At 69.6% G+C, this 16,398-nt stretch carries 13 protein-coding genes; 4 read left to right on the forward strand and 9 right to left on the reverse strand.

Annotation, left to right across the window (positions count from 1 at the left end; genetic code table 11):
• Nucleotides 1–6: 6 nt before the first annotated feature.
• Nucleotides 7–588, reverse strand: a complete 582-nt coding sequence (locus CFREN_RS12330) for a phosphatase PAP2 family protein (RefSeq protein WP_224370741.1) — start codon at nt 586–588, stop codon at nt 7–9.
• Nucleotides 589–649: 61 nt separating this feature from the next.
• A complete protein-coding gene (locus CFREN_RS12335) occupies nt 650–2,656 on the reverse strand; it encodes a glycosyltransferase (RefSeq protein ID WP_209651655.1) in 2,007 nt (668 codons plus the stop codon).
• A gap of 354 nt (nt 2,657–3,010) precedes the next feature.
• Between CFREN_RS12335 and CFREN_RS12340 the strand changes: the two genes are divergently transcribed.
• Entirely contained in the window at nt 3,011–5,014 is a 2,004-nt protein-coding gene (locus CFREN_RS12340; protein WP_209651653.1) for an N-acetylmuramoyl-L-alanine amidase, read from the forward strand.
• Nucleotides 5,015–5,149: 135 nt separating this feature from the next.
• Here CFREN_RS12340 and glf read toward each other — a convergent pair whose 3' ends face one another.
• A complete protein-coding gene (glf, locus tag CFREN_RS12345) occupies nt 5,150–6,352 on the reverse strand; it encodes a UDP-galactopyranose mutase (RefSeq protein WP_209651650.1) in 1,203 nt (400 codons plus the stop codon).
• A 367-nt stretch (nt 6,353–6,719) separates the two neighbouring features.
• On the opposite strand from glf, the gene CFREN_RS12350 reads away from it, so the two are divergent.
• Nucleotides 6,720–8,987: an N-acetylmuramoyl-L-alanine amidase gene (locus tag CFREN_RS12350; protein ID WP_246580144.1), complete on the forward strand. Its 2,268-nt coding sequence runs from the start codon at nt 6,720–6,722 to the stop codon at nt 8,985–8,987.
• 93 nt (nt 8,988–9,080) lie between these two features.
• Here CFREN_RS12350 and CFREN_RS12355 read toward each other — a convergent pair whose 3' ends face one another.
• The 4 genes from CFREN_RS12355 to CFREN_RS12370 form a co-directional block, all read right to left on the reverse strand.
• A complete protein-coding gene (locus CFREN_RS12355; RefSeq protein ID WP_209654474.1) occupies nt 9,081–9,902 on the reverse strand; it encodes an HAD family hydrolase in 822 nt (273 codons plus the stop codon).
• 84 nt (nt 9,903–9,986) lie between these two features.
• Nucleotides 9,987–10,910, reverse strand: a complete 924-nt coding sequence (locus CFREN_RS12360; RefSeq protein WP_209651645.1) for a lysophospholipid acyltransferase family protein — start codon at nt 10,908–10,910, stop codon at nt 9,987–9,989.
• 3 nt (nt 10,911–10,913) lie between these two features.
• Nucleotides 10,914–12,191, reverse strand: coding sequence for a serine--tRNA ligase (serS, locus tag CFREN_RS12365; RefSeq protein ID WP_209651643.1), 1,278 nt, complete (start codon nt 12,189–12,191; stop codon nt 10,914–10,916).
• A 126-nt stretch (nt 12,192–12,317) separates the two neighbouring features.
• Nucleotides 12,318–12,968 (reverse strand): LysE family translocator, encoded by a 651-nt coding sequence (locus CFREN_RS12370; protein WP_209651641.1) that lies wholly within the window; start codon nt 12,966–12,968, stop codon nt 12,318–12,320.
• A gap of 165 nt (nt 12,969–13,133) precedes the next feature.
• Here CFREN_RS12370 and CFREN_RS12375 point away from each other — a divergent pair, with 165 nt between their 5' ends.
• The gene (locus CFREN_RS12375) at nt 13,134–14,216 is read left to right on the forward strand and encodes a septum formation family protein (RefSeq protein ID WP_209651638.1); all 1,083 of its coding nucleotides are present in this window, start codon (nt 13,134–13,136) and stop codon (nt 14,214–14,216) included.
• 83 nt (nt 14,217–14,299) lie between these two features.
• Nucleotides 14,300–14,644 carry a metallopeptidase family protein gene (locus CFREN_RS12380; protein ID WP_070521868.1) on the forward strand — a complete coding sequence of 115 codons (345 nt, stop codon included), beginning with the start codon at nt 14,300–14,302 and terminating at the stop codon, nt 14,642–14,644.
• A 26-nt stretch (nt 14,645–14,670) separates the two neighbouring features.
• Here the strand turns inward: CFREN_RS12380 and CFREN_RS12385 are convergent, their stop codons facing one another.
• Both CFREN_RS12385 and pheA read right to left on the reverse strand, forming a co-directional pair.
• Entirely contained in the window at nt 14,671–15,447 is a 777-nt protein-coding gene (locus tag CFREN_RS12385; RefSeq protein ID WP_209651636.1) for a histidine phosphatase family protein, read from the reverse strand.
• Nucleotides 15,444–16,379 (reverse strand): prephenate dehydratase, encoded by a 936-nt coding sequence (pheA, locus tag CFREN_RS12390; RefSeq protein ID WP_070521913.1) that lies wholly within the window; start codon nt 16,377–16,379, stop codon nt 15,444–15,446. Before pheA ends, CFREN_RS12385 begins: the two co-directional genes overlap by 4 nt.
• Nucleotides 16,380–16,398 lie beyond the last annotated feature (19 nt).

Here is a 16,398-nt window from a genome sequence, read left to right on the forward strand (position 1 = left end):
CGTCGGTCACTTGGCTGTCCTTCCGTCTGCGGCGGTCGCCGCCCGGTCCCCGTCGCCGGGGTCCCCGAGGATTTTGTCCGTGATTGTCGCCGTCGTCCAGCCGAGGGCCGCCCCGGCGAGAACGTCCGTCGGATAGTGCACTCCGAGCACCAGCCGCGACAGCATGATCGCGGGCACCCCCGCCAGTGGCGCGGGGCCGAAGCCCATGCGCGACATTGCGACGAGTGCGGCGGTGGTCGAGGTGGCGTGGGACGACGGGAAGCTCAGCTTCGACGGGGTGCCCACGCCGACCCGGACGCCCGGGTGGTGGGGCCGCTTGCGGCGCACGATGCGCTTGATGACCACCGACGCGGCGTGCGACGTGAACGCGGAGACGCCCACGACGGCCCAGCCCCGGCGACGCTCGGCGTCGACGGCCGCGCCGAGGGCGGCCAGCCCCATCCAGCCGGCGGCGTGCTCGCCGAAGAAGCTCATGGCTTTCGCCGCCGGCAGCACGCCGGGCACGTCGGTGATGGTGTCCTGGATGGACTTCAACAAAGCCACTTCACCGGTGACGGGCGGGATGATCACGGTGTCGTCTGCGTCCACGCCCACTGCATCGGCCGTCCCGACGGCACCGTTACCCCGGTGCGCACCCGGATGGCGGACGCTACTGCTGTTCGAAGACATCGGCCCACCTCTCGCGGCTGGTCAACTCGGGGTGCGCGTCACGGTAGCGGCGGCGCATCTCGTCGAAGCGCTCGGCGACCTGCTTCTGCAGCGCACGCGATTCACCGAGCAGCTTCTTCGCCTTGTCCCGGTCGCGCTGGCGGAACACCACGCCGCGGCCGTCGGCCGTGGTCACGGTCGCGCCGTCGACGCGGGAGAGGGAGAACCAGCGCGCCTCGAGGGGCGACAGATTCGCCTGCGGGGTCTCGTGGTGCACCGGATCGTGCGGGCGCAGGCTGTGCAGCAGACCCTTGGCAAGCCACACGGACTTTTTCAGCGGAGCGAGGCGGCCGCCGATGTCCTTGACCGGCACTCCCGGGATGCCGCTGGGCCGGGGCAGGTCGCCGGCGGTGGGCAGCACCCGGGCGTCGGGGAAGTCCTTGCGCAGGGCGTTGATCCGCGGCAGGGAGGTCTCCAAGATGTCGAACAGCCGCTCGGGGCCGGCGAGGAAGTCCTTCATCGCCTCGTTCTGGATGGCGACGGTGGAGTACTCGAGGCACAGCAGATGCTTGGCGGTGGCCTTCTGCATCGACCGCACGATGCCGTCGACCGACCCGTCGTGTTCGAGCGCGGCGACGATGAGTCGGTTGCGCAGGTGGAAGTAGGCCTGCCAGTCGATGGCGTCGTCCTTGTCGGACCAGGCCATGTGCCAGATGGCGATGCCGGGCCAGGTGGCGGTCGGGTAGCCGTGCCTGCCCGCGCGCAGGCCGTACTCGGCGTCGTCCCACTTGATGAACAGGGGCAGCGGCTGGCCGATCTCCTGCGCGACGACGCGCGGGATCAGGCACATCCACCAGCCGTTGTAATCGACGTCGATGCGGCGATGCAGGTCCTTGGAGTCGATGGTCTCGCCGGTGGCGTTGACGCCGTGCTCGCCGCGGTCGCGCAGCGGATGGGCGTGGAAGTCGTGGTCGTAGTGGACGTGCGGGGCCGAGGTCCACATGAAGTCGTGGCGGCCGACTATTTCGCCCATTGAATGCAGGTGACTGCGTTCCTGCAGGTTGAGCATCTGCCCGCCGACGAGCATCGGGGACTTGGCGAAGCGCCCGACGGCGACGGCGCGCAGGATCGAATCGGGCTCGATGGCGATGTCGTCGTCCATGTAAAGGATGAACGGGCTGTCGGTGGCGCGCTCCGGATCGGAGTCGGAGCCGCCGAGGGCCTCGTACATGATGCGCGAGTAGCCGCCCGAGCCGCCCAGGTTGCCCTGCGGGAACATGCGCAGGCGGTCACCGAAGTGCCGGGCGACGGCCGGGAAGCCGGGCTCGTCGGCGGGGTGGCGGGTGCCCTGGTCGGGCATGAGCACCGCGTCGATGATGCCGTCGACCTTGGGGTCGGAGGACAGCGCCTCCAGTGCGGCGACGGCGTCTTCGGGGCGGTTGAAGGTGGGGATGCCCACGGTCACGCGGGCTTCGGGCGCCGGGTGCACGGATCCGTCGGGGTAAGTCTGGTCCGGCGCGGCGATGGGCGACCACCACGCGGCGGAGTGCACCGTGACGTCGGTTTCGCAGGTCAGGTCGAACCAGATCCAGCCGCCGTCCTCGAAGGGGGCGAGGGAGACGGGGATTTCCACGATCGACCGCTCCCCCGGGTTCGCGGGGTCGCCGGCGAGTCGGCCGGTCACGGCGATGCGGCTGCCGTCGATCTTGGAGCGGTACACGTCGACGCGGGCGACGCCCGACAGTTCGATGCGCAGGATGACCTCCTGCAACGACGTCCAGCGGCGCCAATAGCTGGCGGGGAAGGCGTTGAAGTAGGTCTCGAAGCTGACTTCGTCGCCGGCGGTGACGGAGGCTTCGGTCCGCGACGCCGCGACGACGCGGGCGGCGTTCGTTTCCGGTTCGACGAGGTACAGGGACCGCACATCACGCGGCTCGCCCGGCTTGGGAAGCAGAATCCGCTGCAGTCTTTCGACGGCGAGGCTTCCGGTCTGGACGTCTGTGCTCATGGGGGGCATCACGGCTTTCGGGTCGACTCGTAACTGGTCGGTCACTTACCCCGAATAGTAACGGCGGCGCCGGTGGCCGTCGGCATTGACGGGCCGCGGGGCGCGGTGATGGCGGTCATGTCCACATCGGGGGGCTGGCTCGCCCCTCCGCCGCACCACCCGCCGCCGGACACCCCCGGGCCGGCCCGGAGACGAGAAACGGCGTTTCACCGCGCCTTTCACGGACAGCCGCAATCGATCGACGAAACCTTTCACGGAAACGTGACGCGGCGAGCTGACAATCAACAGCCACACGAGTAACATTCGCCCCACCAATGCCGTTTCGTCTCATTTTTCTCAGTTTGGAGTGCTCTCTTGCCGACTCGTAGTCGCATCAATTCCACCGCGATCGGCCGTCGCCCCTTCCTGGCGGGACTGGCGGCGACCACCGCCGCCGCGTCCACCGTGGCCATCGCGAATTCCGACGTCGCGGGCTCCGGCCTGCGCCTGCTGGAGACCCCGGCCCCCGGCCCCGTCGACGTGCACCTGGCCACCCAAGCACTGTCCGACGCCGCCGCCGTCGTCGTCGACGACGCCGCCCTGGCCACCCGGGGCCTGATCGAGGCCCTGCACCCCAACCGTGGCCTGGTCAAGGAACTGCGCCACGACCGCGAATTCTCCATGTTCGCCCTGACCTGGCGCGACGCCCCCGAGGTGACCGCCTTCTTCCGCGCCGAACGTCCGGACGGCACCTGGTCCGAGTGGTACGCCGCCGACGCGCAGAACGCCCCCGGCAACGAGGGCAACGGCCTGCTGGGCACCGAACCGGTGTACGTCGGCCGCACCACCGCCGTACAGGTGTCCACCATCGGGCTCAACGTGTTCGGGGAGAACCTCGACGACCTCATCGACGTCGTCAAGCGCGCCGGCGCCGGCGACTTCACCGGCCTGGCCGACCTTCTCGGCCCCGTTGCACTGCACGACGTGCAGGGCGTGTTCATCGACGGCGGCGTCACCCCCGACGGCATCGACCCCATCGCCGACGACTCCGACGTCACCGGCATGCCGCGCGTGATCACCCGCGCCGGCTGGGGCGCCGACGACTCCAAGCGCCCCTCCGTCGTCTACGACGACGAATTCCGCGGAACCTGCGTCCACCACACCGCCGGCGCGAACAACTACTCGCAGGCCGAGGCCCCCGGCATCGTGCGGGGCATTCACAAGTACCACACCGTCACCCGCGGCTGGACCGACATCGGCTACAACGCGCTGGTCGACAAGTACGGCAACATCTACGAGGGCCGCTACGGCGGGCTGACCAAGAACGTGCAGGGCGCCCACGCCGGCGGCTTCAACTCCGGCACGTTCGGCATCTCGATGATGGGCGACTACTCCACCGTCCATCCGACCACCGCCATGATCAACTCCGTCGGCACCATGATCGGCTGGCGCATGAAGGTCGGCGGCGTCAAGCCGATCGGCAAGACCACCTTCACCGCCGGCGGCCACTCGACCTCCAACTGGTCGCGGGGCCAGCAGGTGACGCTGAACAACATCTTCGCCCACCGCGAGGTCGCCTACACCACCTGCCCGGGCAACTCCGGCTACGCGCAGATGGACCGCATCCGCCAGATCGCGCAGGCGAAGTTCGACGGCCTGTCGGGCGGCGTCATCGCCAACGAGCGCCCCGAGGGGGCCACCGACATCCGCGCCGACCTGCCCAACGGCGGCGACACCATCGGCGGCGACAACTCCAGCCTCGGATCGCTCATCGACGGTCTGGACCTGCCGCCTGAGGCCGCCGCGGCCATTCCGGCCCTGCAGGCGATGGCCGAGGGCGAGCAGGTGGACACCTTCTCCGGCGGCCGCAGCATCCTCGCGGCGTCGCTGGGCCTGGCCGGCGCGCCCGGCCTGGGCAACGACGCCGAGTCGGTGCTCGGCGCGGTCGGCCGCAACGCCGATCAGGGCCCGGCGCTGGCGGACATCCCCGTGCAGGTCGAGCCGACGACGACGATCGACGGCGACGACGAGTTCGCCGTGGAGTGGCGGGCGGTCACCGACGGGTACGGCGACGTCCTCGGCCAGCCGCTGACGGGCGTGCAGCAGGGCGCGACGGTGCCGAACGACACCGGCGTCGCCGACCCGGTGCGCTACGTGAAGTTCGAGCGCGGCATCATCGTCGCCTCCAACGCCACCGGCGTCCACGCGATCTGGGAGGAGATCGCCGAGGCGTGGGCGAAGCAGGGCTTCGAGATCGGCCGTCTCGGCGCGCCGACGACCACGCAGGCCCCGAACTGGGGCGCCGACCGCGCCGATTTCCAGGGCGGCAGCGTCACCCGCGACGGCATCACCCGTGCCGTCAACGTCGCCCTGGCGTAGCCGACGGGAGACGATGAAGGAGCTTTACGACGGCTCGGCGTGGAGGCCGGGACGTCGTAAAGCTCCTTTTCGTTCGGCACGAGCCGGGGCCGAAGCCCCGTGCCCGCAGGCACGCCGAGCGCGGGGAAACCAGGCCTAGTGGCCGCGCTCCTGCTCGAGCGCCACGCCCTCGGTGAAGTACGGGACCAGCTTGTTGTCCACCATCGTCAGCGCCGACGCGATGGCCATGTGCATGTCCAGGTACTGGTAGGTGCCCAGGCGGCCACCGAAGAGCACCTTGTTGTCGCGGGCTTCGGCGGCGGCGCGCTCGCGGTACTTGCCCAGCATCTCGCGGTCGTCCGGGGTGTTGATGGGGTAGTACGGCTCGTCGTCGCCCTCGGCGAAACGGGAGTACTCCTTCATGATCACCGTCTTGTCCGACGGGTACGAGTCGCGCTCCGGGTGGAAGTGGCGGAACTCATGGATGCGGGTGTACGGCACGTCCGCGTCGTTGTAATTCATCACCGGGGTGCCCTGGAAGTCGCCGGTGGGCAGGACCTCCGTCTCGAAGTCGAGGGTGCGCCAGCCCAGGTGACCCTCGGAGTAGTCGAAGTAGCGGTCCAGCGGTCCGGTGTAGACGACCGGGGCGTCGGGGCTGGCGGCGCGCAGCTCGTCGCGGACGTCGAACCAGTCGGTGTCGGTGACGACGTCGATGAGCTCATGGTCGGCCATGTTCTCCAGCCACGCGGTGTAGCCCTCTACCGGCAGACCCTCGTAGGTGTCGTTGAAGTACCGGTTGTTGAAGGTGTAGCGCACCGGCAGGCGGGTGATGTTCGACGCCGGCAGGTTCTTCGGGTCGGTCTGCCACTGCTTGGCGGTGTAGTCGCGGACGAACGCCTCGTACAGGGGGCGGCCGATCAGCGAGATCGCCTTCTCCTCCATGTTCTCGGCCTTGTCGGCGTCGATTTCGGAGGCCTGCTCCCGGATCAGCGCGCGGGCCTCGTCGGGGCTGTAGTACTTGCCGAAGAACTGCGTGATCAGGCCCAGACCCATGGGGAACTGGTAGGCCGTGCCGTCGTGCATGGCGAAGACGCGGTGCTGGTAGCCGGTGAAGTCCGTGAAGCGGTTGACATAGTCCCACACGCGCTTGTTGGACGTGTGGAACAGGTGCGCGCCGTACTTGTGCACCTCGATGCCCGTTTCGGGCTCGGCCTCCGAGTAGGCGTTGCCGCCGATGTGGTTGCGCCGCTCGACGACGAGCACGCGCTTGCCCAACTGCTCAGCCATGCGCTCAGCGACGGTCAGCCCGAAGAAGCCCGAGCCGACGACGAACAGGTCATACGTGGTGTCAGTGTTCACGGCCGTCAGCCTAACGGGTGCGGCGGTCGGGATCGCGGCGACGGGCCGGGCAAGGCGGGGCGCGGTGCGCCACGGCGGGCGCGACGGGCCGTACGAACCGGGCGTGACGGGCCGCGCGAGACCGCCGGACGTCGACCCCCTGACGCATCAACAACTATGGACAACATCCGTAACATTGGTAACATTTGCAACTGATTGCACATCCGTCACAGGTTGCGCATGCCCGAAATCCTCATGACCTGCGGCAACCGGCCATCGCAACGGGCCCGACGGAGCACCTGCACCCGAACTCTGGAGTCACACCTTGTTGAACCGACGACGAATCAGCGCCCACTCAGGTGCGCGGAAGCCGCTGATCTTCAGCGTCGTGTCCGCGCTCATCGCCGCGCCGCTGGTCGCCCTCGGCGGCACCGCGGCCATCGAACTCATCGAGGACAACGGCCGCGGGCCGGTCGACGTCCTCGTCGACAAGGTCGCCCTGTCCACGGGCTCGTCCGTGCTCGTGGAAGACGCGGCCATCGCCACCCAGTCCGTCGCCGACGAGCTGCACCCCAACCGCGGCGTCGTCAAGGAACTGCGCCGCGACGAGGAATTCTCCATGTTCGCGCTGACCTGGACCGGCTCGGCGGACGTGGCCAGCTACTTCCGCGCACTGCGTCCCGACGGCACGTGGTCGGAGTGGTACAGCGCCGAACCGCACTACCCCGCCGAGGGCCAGGGCAACGGTCTCAACGGCACCGAGCTCGTCTTCGTCGAGCCGACCACCGCCGTGCAGATCTCCACCCACGGCCTCAACGTCTTCGGCCCCGGCTCCGGCGTGACCGTCGACGACATCGAGGGCTCCTCCGATCTCACCGACGAGGAGCGCAGCCGTCTCGAGGACTACCTCGGCGCGGGCAGCTCCGGCGGCGGTGATGCCGACACCGGCGACGTGACCGGCAGCTCCGAAGACCGGGGCGCCGCAGCGACCGACGCGGCCACCGGTTCAACCGAGGGCGCCAACGGCATCACCGTCAACGACCTGCCGGCCTGGCGCGACATCGAAGCCGTCAACGACGAGGTGCCGCTCGACGACGTCGAGGCGGTCTTCATCGACGGCAACGTCCAGGAGGGCGACGGCATCGACCCGATCGTCGACGCGAAGAACCTGACCGGCATGCCGCGCGTGATCACCCGAGCGGGCTGGGGCGCGAACGAGAACAGCCGCTGCCGCAACGCAACCTACGACGATTCGATGAAGGCGACGACGGTCCACCACACCGCCGGCTCGAACAACTACAGCGAGGCGCAGGCCGCCGGCATCGTCCGCGGCGTGTACCACTACCACGCCCAGACGCTGGGCTGGTGCGACGTGGGTTACAACGCGATGGTCGACAAGTACGGCAACATCTACGAGGGCCGTTACGGCGGCCTGGACAAGAACGTCCAGGGCGCCCATGCGGGCGGCTTCAACAAGAACACCTGGGGCATTTCGATGCTGGGCGACTACTCGTCCGTCCAGCCGACCCAGGCGATGATCAACTCCGTGGGCAACATGCTCGGCTGGCGCCACAAGGTCGCCGGCGTGGACCCGAAGGGCACCACGACGCTGACCTCCGCGGGTTCGCACTACGCCAAGTACCCGTACGGCACCCAGGTGAAGCTGCCGAACATCTTCGCCCACCGCGACGTCGGCAACACGACGTGCCCGGGCAACGCCGGCTACGCGCAGATGGACAACATCCGCTCCATCGCGGACAAGAAGTACAAGTCCCTGAACAGGGGCAACATCGTCAACGAGGCGCCCAGCGGCGGCACCGACATCACCATCGCCGGTACGGACACCGGCACCGGCAACACCGACGACGGAACGACCGAGGGCAACCGACCCGGCACGGGCGAGGGCACGGACAACACCGGCGGCGCCACCACCGGCGGAAACGGCACCGGCACCGGTACGGGCACTGGCACGGGCAACACCGGCGGTGGCGCCACCGACGACGGAACGATCGGCGGAAACGGCACCGGCACCGGTACGGGCACCGAAGGCTCGGGCTCGTCCGGCGGCAGCGGCACGGGCACGGGCACCGACGACTCCGGCTCCGTGTCGGAAGACGACGCCCTGACCGTCATTTCGGGCGCCCGCTCCATCCTGGCCGCGGCGTTCGGTGTCCTGGGCACGCCGGGCCTGGGCGAGACGTCCGACGCCATCTTCGCGGCCGTCGGAAAGTCCGTCGAGGAGGGCCCGTCCATCGACGACATTCCGGTTCTGGTGGAGAAGATCCTGGAAATCGACGAGAAGAACGACCTCGCCGCGGAGTGGGCCAGCGTCGTCGAGCAGTTCGGCGATGTCCTGGGCCCGGCGCAGTCCGGCGTCCAGAACGGTGCGACGGTCGCGAATCCGCAGGGCCGCGCCGACACGCTTCGCTACGTGAAGTTCGAAAACGGCATCATCACCGATTCGCACTCCACCGGCTCGGTGGCGCTGTGGGGCGAAATCGCAGACGCCTGGGCCAAGCAGGGCTTCGAGGTCGGAGACCTGGGCGCCCCGACGTCGACGCAGACGATCGAGGACGGCGTCGAGAAGGCCGAGTTCCAGGGCGGAACGATCACCTTCGACCCGGCGACCGGCAAGGTCTCGGTCGACCTGAAGTAAGCGTTGGCCGGGTGGCGCCCGCCGCATGGCGTGCGCACCCGGCTTCCGCGCCCGCCGCATGGCGGGCGCTTCAGTGCTTTTCGACGCCGGCGACTAGAACCAGCGCTCGAGCACCCGCGCGACGCCGTCGTCGTCGTTTGTGGCGGTGACCTCGTCGGCGGCCCGTTGCACCTCGGGCACCGAGTTGCCCATGGCGACGCCCAGGCCGGCCCAACGGATCATTTCGATGTCGTTGGGCATGTCGCCGAAGCACACCACGTCGGAAGCGCCCGCGCCGACGAGCCCGGCGAGTTCCTCCAGCCCGGCGCGTTTGGTCACGCCCGGCGCCGACACCTCGATGAGCCCCTCGGGCATGGAGTAGGTGACGTGCGCCAGGTCGGCGGGAATATGCGGCGCGATGATGGAATGCAGCTCCGCACTGGCCATCCCCGGGTTGCTGAGCAGCATTTTCGTGGCGGGCTCGGACATCATCTCGGTTTCCCCGCAAATGCCGTGCTCGGTCGACTCCCACGCGTGGGCGTAGGCGGGCCCGACCACGAACAATTCGTCCGATGGGTCGAGGGCGGAACGCCCGGCGCGCTCGACGGCGACGCCGACGGGCCCGATGTCGGCCATCGCGGATCGCGCGATGGCGACCACCTCGGCCTGCACCTCCGGCGCAAGGCTGTGGTCGGCGAGCACGACGTCGCGCCCGGAGTCGTACAGCACCGCCCCGTTGCCGCAGACGCACACGGGCCGCACCGGCAGTTGTTCCAGCACGGGCTGCAGCCAACGGGCCGGTCGCCCGGTGGCCAGCGTCAGCGGCACGCCGCGGCGGATCATGCGGCCGATGGCCCGCTTCAGGCGCGGCGACACGCGATCCCGTGAATCGAGCAGGGTGCCGTCGATGTCGGAGGCGACCAGCAACGGCGGCAGCTCCCCCGTGCCGTACGACCGCCCCTCTCCCCCTGCAGCGGCGGCCGCGTCGGAGCCACGGGGAACCTCGGTGGTCACGTCGGGTCAGCGCTCCCGGGGTTCGGGGGCGGTGCCGTCGCCCGCATCGCCGTCGCCGCCGGGCCGCTTGCCTTCCCGGGCGAGCTTCGCGTCGCGCTTGGCGATGCGCTCCAGCCGCTCCTTCTCGTCCATCTCGTCGGCCTCCTCCAGCGTCGGCGCGGAACCGCCGAGCGAGGCGGGCAACCAGTAGGCGCCGGGCTCGTCCCCGTACCGCTCGATGTAATCGGCCCGCAGGGCGGCCAACTGTTCGGCCATGGCGTCGTGAAGCCTCGCGGTGTCCGCGGCGGCATCGCCCGTAGTGCGGATCGGCTCGCCGACGCGAATCCAGATGGGAACGTTGACGCGGCCGAGGTTCTTCTTGCGACCCTTGGTCCACACCCGCTGCGAACCGAAGATCGTCACCGGGACCAAAGGCACCTCGGCCTCGTCCGCCAGGCGTGCGGCACCGGTCTTGAACTCCTTGATTTCGAAGGACCGCGAGATCGTGGCCTCCGGGAAAATGCCCACCAGGGCACCGGCGCGCAGTCGGCGCACCGCCTCCTCGTAGGCGCCGCGACCGGCGAGACGGTCGACCTCGATGTGCTTCATCGCGCGCATCAGGGGGCCGGCGTACTTGTTGTCGAAGATCTCCTTCTTCGCCATGAAGCGGATCAGGCGGCGGCCGTTGAGGAACGCCGGGATCCCCGCGTAGACGAAGTCGAAGTACCCGGTGTGATTCACCGCGACCATCGCGCCGCCGTCGACGGGCATGTGCTCCGCGCCGTCGACGGTGATGTCCAGGCCCTGGAAGCGCATGTAGGCGATGGCGACGGGCAGGGTGATCCGCCCGTAGAGCACCTCCTTCGCCTCATCGGTCAGTGGGGCCGGCCGGAAGGACTTCGGGACGGCGAATCCCCGGATCTTCGTGTAGTTGAACGCGTCGAACGCCATTCGTCAGCCCTTCTTCTTCGGGTTGGCCACCGGCTCGAGGACGTCGCGGCCGACGAACGGGCGCAGCGCCTCGGGCACGACGACGGATCCGTCGGCGCGCTGGTTGTTCTCCAGGATGGCCACGAGCCAGCGGGTGGTGGCCAGCGTGCCGTTGAGGGTGGCGCAGAACTGGGTGCCGCCGTTGTCGTCGCGGTAGCGGGTCTTCAGGCGCCGGGCCTGGAAGGTGGTGCAGTTCGACGTCGACGTCAGCTCGCGGTAGGTGTTCTGCGTCGGCACCCACGCCTCGGTGTCGTACTTGCGGGCGGCCGACGAGCCGAGATCGCCGCCGGCGACGTCGATGATGCGGTAGGGCACCTCGACGGCGGCGAGCATGTCGCGCTCCATGTCCAGCAGCTTCCGGTGCTCGGCCTCGGCGTCCTCCGGCTTGCAGTAGGAGAACATCTCCACCTTGTCGAACTGGTGGACTCGGAGGATCCCGCGGGTGTCCTTGCCGTAGGACCCGGCTTCGCGACGGAAGCAGGACGACCAACCGGCGTAGCGGATGGGGCCGTCGGACAGGTCGATGATCTCGTCGGCGTGGTAACCGGCGAGGGCGACCTCGGAGGTGCCAACCAGGTAAAGGTCGTCCTCTTCGAGGCGGTAGACCTCGTCGGCGTGCGCGCCGAGGAAGCCGGTGCCGGCCATGGTTTCGGGGCGGACGAGCACGGGCGGGATCATCAGCTGGAAGCCGTGCTCGGTGGCCTTCTGGGCCGCCAGGTTGAGCAGGCCGAGCTGCAGCATCGCGCCGGCGCCGGTGAGGAAGTAGAAGCGGGAGCCGGACACCTTCGCGCCGCGCTCCATGTCGATCAGTCCGAGCGATTCGCCGAGGTCGAGGTGGTCCTTCGGCTCGAAGTCGAACTCGGGGACCTCGCCGACGTGCTCGAGGACGATGTAGTCGTCTTCGCCGCCCGCCGGGGCGCCGGCGACGATGTTGCCGAGCTTCATCTGCAGCTCGTGGACGGCGGCCTCGGCTTCGCGCTGCTCGTTTTCGGCGTCCTTGACGCGGCCGGAGAACGCCTTGGCCTCCTCCAGCAGGGCGGGGCGCTCTTCCTTGGAGGCGGCGCCGATCTTCTTGCCGAATCCCTTGTGCTCGGCGCGCAGCGCGTCGGCGTTGGCGATGGCGTCGCGGCGGCGGGCGTCGGCGTCGAGCAGCTCGTCGACGAGGGCGGGGTCTTCGCCGCGGGTGCGCTGCGATTCGCGGACGACGTCGGGATTGTCGCGGAGGAATTTCAGATCGATCACGTGCCCAGGGTACCCGGAGGAGGTCGGCGTTCACCGGCAACCGGGGAAAGGCTGCTTTGCGACGGCCCCTCCCCCGTCTCCGGCCCCGTGCCCGGGGCGTGCCGGGGAGCCATCGGCCGACTGCGATCAGGTCAGCGTCGTCAAGCCCTGCCAGACGAAGGAAACGCCCATCACGGCGAAAACGACGCCCGCCACCAGATCGATCCACGGTCCCGCCGACACCATGCGGCGCACCACCGGCTCCGTCGACACCGTGACGGCGATCAGCCCGAACCACAGCACCGACGTGATCACCAGCGCCGCGATGTAGACCACCTGCACCCACCACGGCGCGCCGACCGGCATGAACTGCGACAGCACCGCCGCGAAGAAAAGGACGATCTTCGGGTTGGACAGATTCGTCAGCAGTCCCTGTCGGTACGCCCCGCCGAGGCTGCCCAACGGCGCCACGCCGACCGCCGCCACGCCACCGGCCTGCACTTCGCGGATGCCGCGGACGCCCCCGACGAGCATCCGCACGCCCATGTACGCCAGGTACGCGCCACCGACCAGCTGGATGCCGCCCATCAACGCCGGCTGCGACGCCAGCACCGCGGCCACGCCCACCACCGTCAGCGTCACCCACATCGTCGCCCCCGTGACGACGCCCGCCACCGCCGCCAACGCATGCTTGCGCGACCGCGTGGCCATCCGCAGGATCAGGAAAATGTCCGGCCCCGGCGACGTCATGCCCGCGACGTGGAGTCCCAGCATCGCCGTCAACGCAGCCCAGTTCATCGCGCGCGGCGTCCCGCGGCGACGCCGGCGACCGCACGGCAACGGCGGCCGGGGGCCCACGACACCCCGAAAGTGGGGGACGGACGGGAAATCAGGGGCGAAACGAGCATGGCGGAGAGCATAGCGGTGCCTGCCCGGGTACCCGAGTGATGCACAATGAAGGGGATGGCTGAGCGACGTATCAAAAACGGCATGCGCGACGGGTGGGGCCTGCGGGTCACCTCCGTGGCGATGCTCGTCGGCGCCGGACTGACCGCCTGGTGGCAGAGCCCCTTCGACGCCCCCGAGCCGGAGTCGACCGGCGTGAAAAGCGACACCACGGTCGAGGACGTCGACGCGGCGGCGTTCACCAACGCCAACGTCGGCGACTGCCTCACCTGGGACATCGCCGACGACGGCACGGTGAGCAACTTCGTCGTCGTCGACTGCAAGCAGGAGCACCGCTTCGAAGTGGCCGGCCGCGTCGACCTGCGCAACGTCGAAGCGTGGATCGGCGATTTCGGCGACGACGCCCCCGAACCCGACCAGGACGCCCTCCTGCAGCTGCGCGACTGGGTCTGCCAGGATCCCGTCGTCGCGTACATGGACGGCAAGCTCGACCCGTCGGGCCGATTCGTGCCCGCCCCGATCCTGCCGCCCAGCACGTCGTGGGCCGAGGGCGACCGCACCATGCTGTGCGGCCTGCAGCCCACCGCGCCGGACGGTTCGCCCACCCAGGTTTCGGGCCGGGTCAAGGAGGCCGATCAGGCCAACGTCGTCGACGTCGGCGAATGCGTCGCCCTCGACGATTCCGGCGGTCTGCTGCCCGTCGACTGCGCGGAGCCGCATCTGCTCGAGGCCGTCGGCGTGTTCGACCTGCGCGACACTTTCCCCGACCGCACTCCCACCATCGAGGAGCAGAACGAGCACCTCAACGAGGCCTGCGTTGCCGCCGCCGAGGAGTACCTGGGCGGCGAGGAGGCCCTGTACCAGTCGACGTTGCTTCCGTTTTGGATGAGCATCGCCCCCGAGGCCTACGAGGCCGGCACGCATTCGGTGAACTGCTGGTTGATGAAGGACAACGGCCAGGACGGTTTCGCGTCGTTGGCGGGGTCGGCGAAGGGCGAGTTCACCATCAACGGGGAGCCGAAGGTCGACCCGCCGCCGCGCAATCCGCTGCGCGAGGAGGGCGATCCGCCGCAGCAGACCGCGCCGGGTGCGGGTGCGCCGACGGGCACCGTGGACGGGTCCGGGGCAACGGGATACTAGGCCGGTGCGGGGCGGGCCGGTCGTGCTTGACGACGATCCGCGCGTGCCCCGGTCGGCCGATGGATCGCAGAAGAGGTGACACCGTGATCGACGTTTCCGAAGAGCGTTTCGACGAGCTCGTCGACGAGGCCATCGACCTCATCCCCGACCAGTTCCTGGATCTGATGGGCAACGTGGTCATCCTCGTCGCGGCCCGCAACCCCGAGACGCCGGATCTTTTGGGCCTGTACGAGGGAGTGCCCCTGACGGAGCGCCAGGCGAACCATTGGGGGCCGCCGGATTGCATCCACATCTACCGTGAGGCGCTGCTCGACTATTGCGCCTCGGAGTCGATGCTGGTGGAGCAGATCCGCATCACGGTCCTCCACGAGGTGGGGCACTTTTTCGGCATGGACGAAGACGACCTCGACCGCCTCGGCTACGGGTAGGCGGCGCCGGGGGAAAGCGGCGCGGCCTACTGCTCCTCGGGTTCGTGGTGCAGCTCCCCCCAGCGGGCCAGCGTCCAGGAGCCGACCTCGTCGCCGTCGCCGGCGTCGACGTCGCGCACCAGTTCCACGCGCGCGGCGTTGGGCAGGGGGTTGTCGAAGACGAACTGGCCGTCGATGCCCGACAAATGCTGCGCGATCAGGCGGATCGCCGCACCGTGGCTCACCACGGCGATGTTGCGGCCGGCGTCGGCCGAACCGGCGGCGTCGGCGGAATCGTGGCCTTCGGCGACCAGTTTCCGCAGCACCGGCAGGTAGCGGGAGAGGACGTCGTCGGCGGATTCACCGCCGGGGATCTTCGCGGCGGCGTCGCCGTGGAGCCAGGCGTGGAAGACCTCCATGAAGCGGCGGTGGGCGTCGAAGTCGCTGCGGCCCTCGATCTCTCCGGCCTGGACCTCGTGCAACCCGGCCTCGTGACGCAGGCGCACGCCCGGGCCCGCCAGGTGATGCAGCCCGGCCACCGCTCCCGCGCCGGTCTGGCGGGCGCGCAGCGCATGGGACGTGACGATCTCCGTCAGCCGGTCCCACGACGGCAGCAGCACCCGGCCCAGGCGCCGCGACTGGATGATGCCCTGGTCGGTCAGCGGGGCGCCCGGCAGCGCGGTGTCCAGGATCCGGGCGATGTTGGCGTGGGTCTGACCGTGGCGGATGAGGATCAGCCGGTCCCGGCCGCGGTGCGCCCGCCCCACCGACTCGTCGAGCGAGTGGTCCTCTCCTGCGGCGAAGTTGCCGTCGAACGTGGTCATCGTCGCTTCCCTTCCTTCAGTTCGGCCACCCAGGCCAGCGCGTCGGCGACGTCCGGCGGTCCGACGTCGATGCTCGAGGTTCCCTGCGCGGCGGGCCACGAACCGAGGAAGCGCAGGTCGGCGGCCCGCAGGTGCAGCGCCGCCAAGGCCGATGCCACCGCCGGATCGTCGATGTGCCCGGCGACGTCGATGTGGAACCGGTAGGTGCCCATCAATTCTCGCGTCGGCCGGGATTCGATGCGGGTGAGGTTGATGTCGCGCACGGCGAATTCGTTCATCGCGCGCATGAGCGAGCCGGGCTCGTTGCGCAGGGTGAAGCAGACGCTGGTGCGGTCGACGCCGGTGCGCGGGGTGGGCACGCCGGGGCGCCCGACAAGCACGAATCGGGTGCGGGCGCCGCGGACGTCGGCGACGCCCTCGGCGATGGCCGCCAGGCCCAGCAGCTCCCCGGCCCGGGCGGGCGCGGCGCAGGCGTCGTGGACGCCGTCGGCGACGAGGTGGGCGGCCGCTGCGTTCGAGGATGCCGAGTGCACCTCCACGCCGGGCAGATTCGCGTCGACCCACTGCTTGACCTGCGGGTAGGCGACGGGGTGGGTGGCGAAGCTTTTCACCGACGCCGGATCCGTGCCGGGGCGGACGAGAATGGAGAACTCCACGCCGATTTCGGTTTCGCGGTAGATCTGCAGCTCCGGGCCCAGCGCCAGGGCGTCGAACGTGGGGGTCACGGCACCGTCGACGCTGTTTTCGATGGCCACGCAGGCGAAGTCGGCGTCGCCCCTGCGCACGGCGGCCAGCGCGGCGCCGGGGCTGTCGACGGGCACGGTGTCGACGGCGCTCTCGCCGGCGGGGTCGATTTCGCCGCGGCGGGCCATCGCCAGCAGGGCCGCCTCGGTGAAGGTTCCGGCGGGGCCCAGGTAGGTCACGGTGGTCATGCCCACCAGCCTAAGTGTG

This window comes from Corynebacterium freneyi (genome assembly GCF_030408835.1).
GTDB classification, from domain to species: Bacteria; Actinomycetota; Actinomycetes; order Mycobacteriales; family Mycobacteriaceae; genus Corynebacterium; species Corynebacterium freneyi.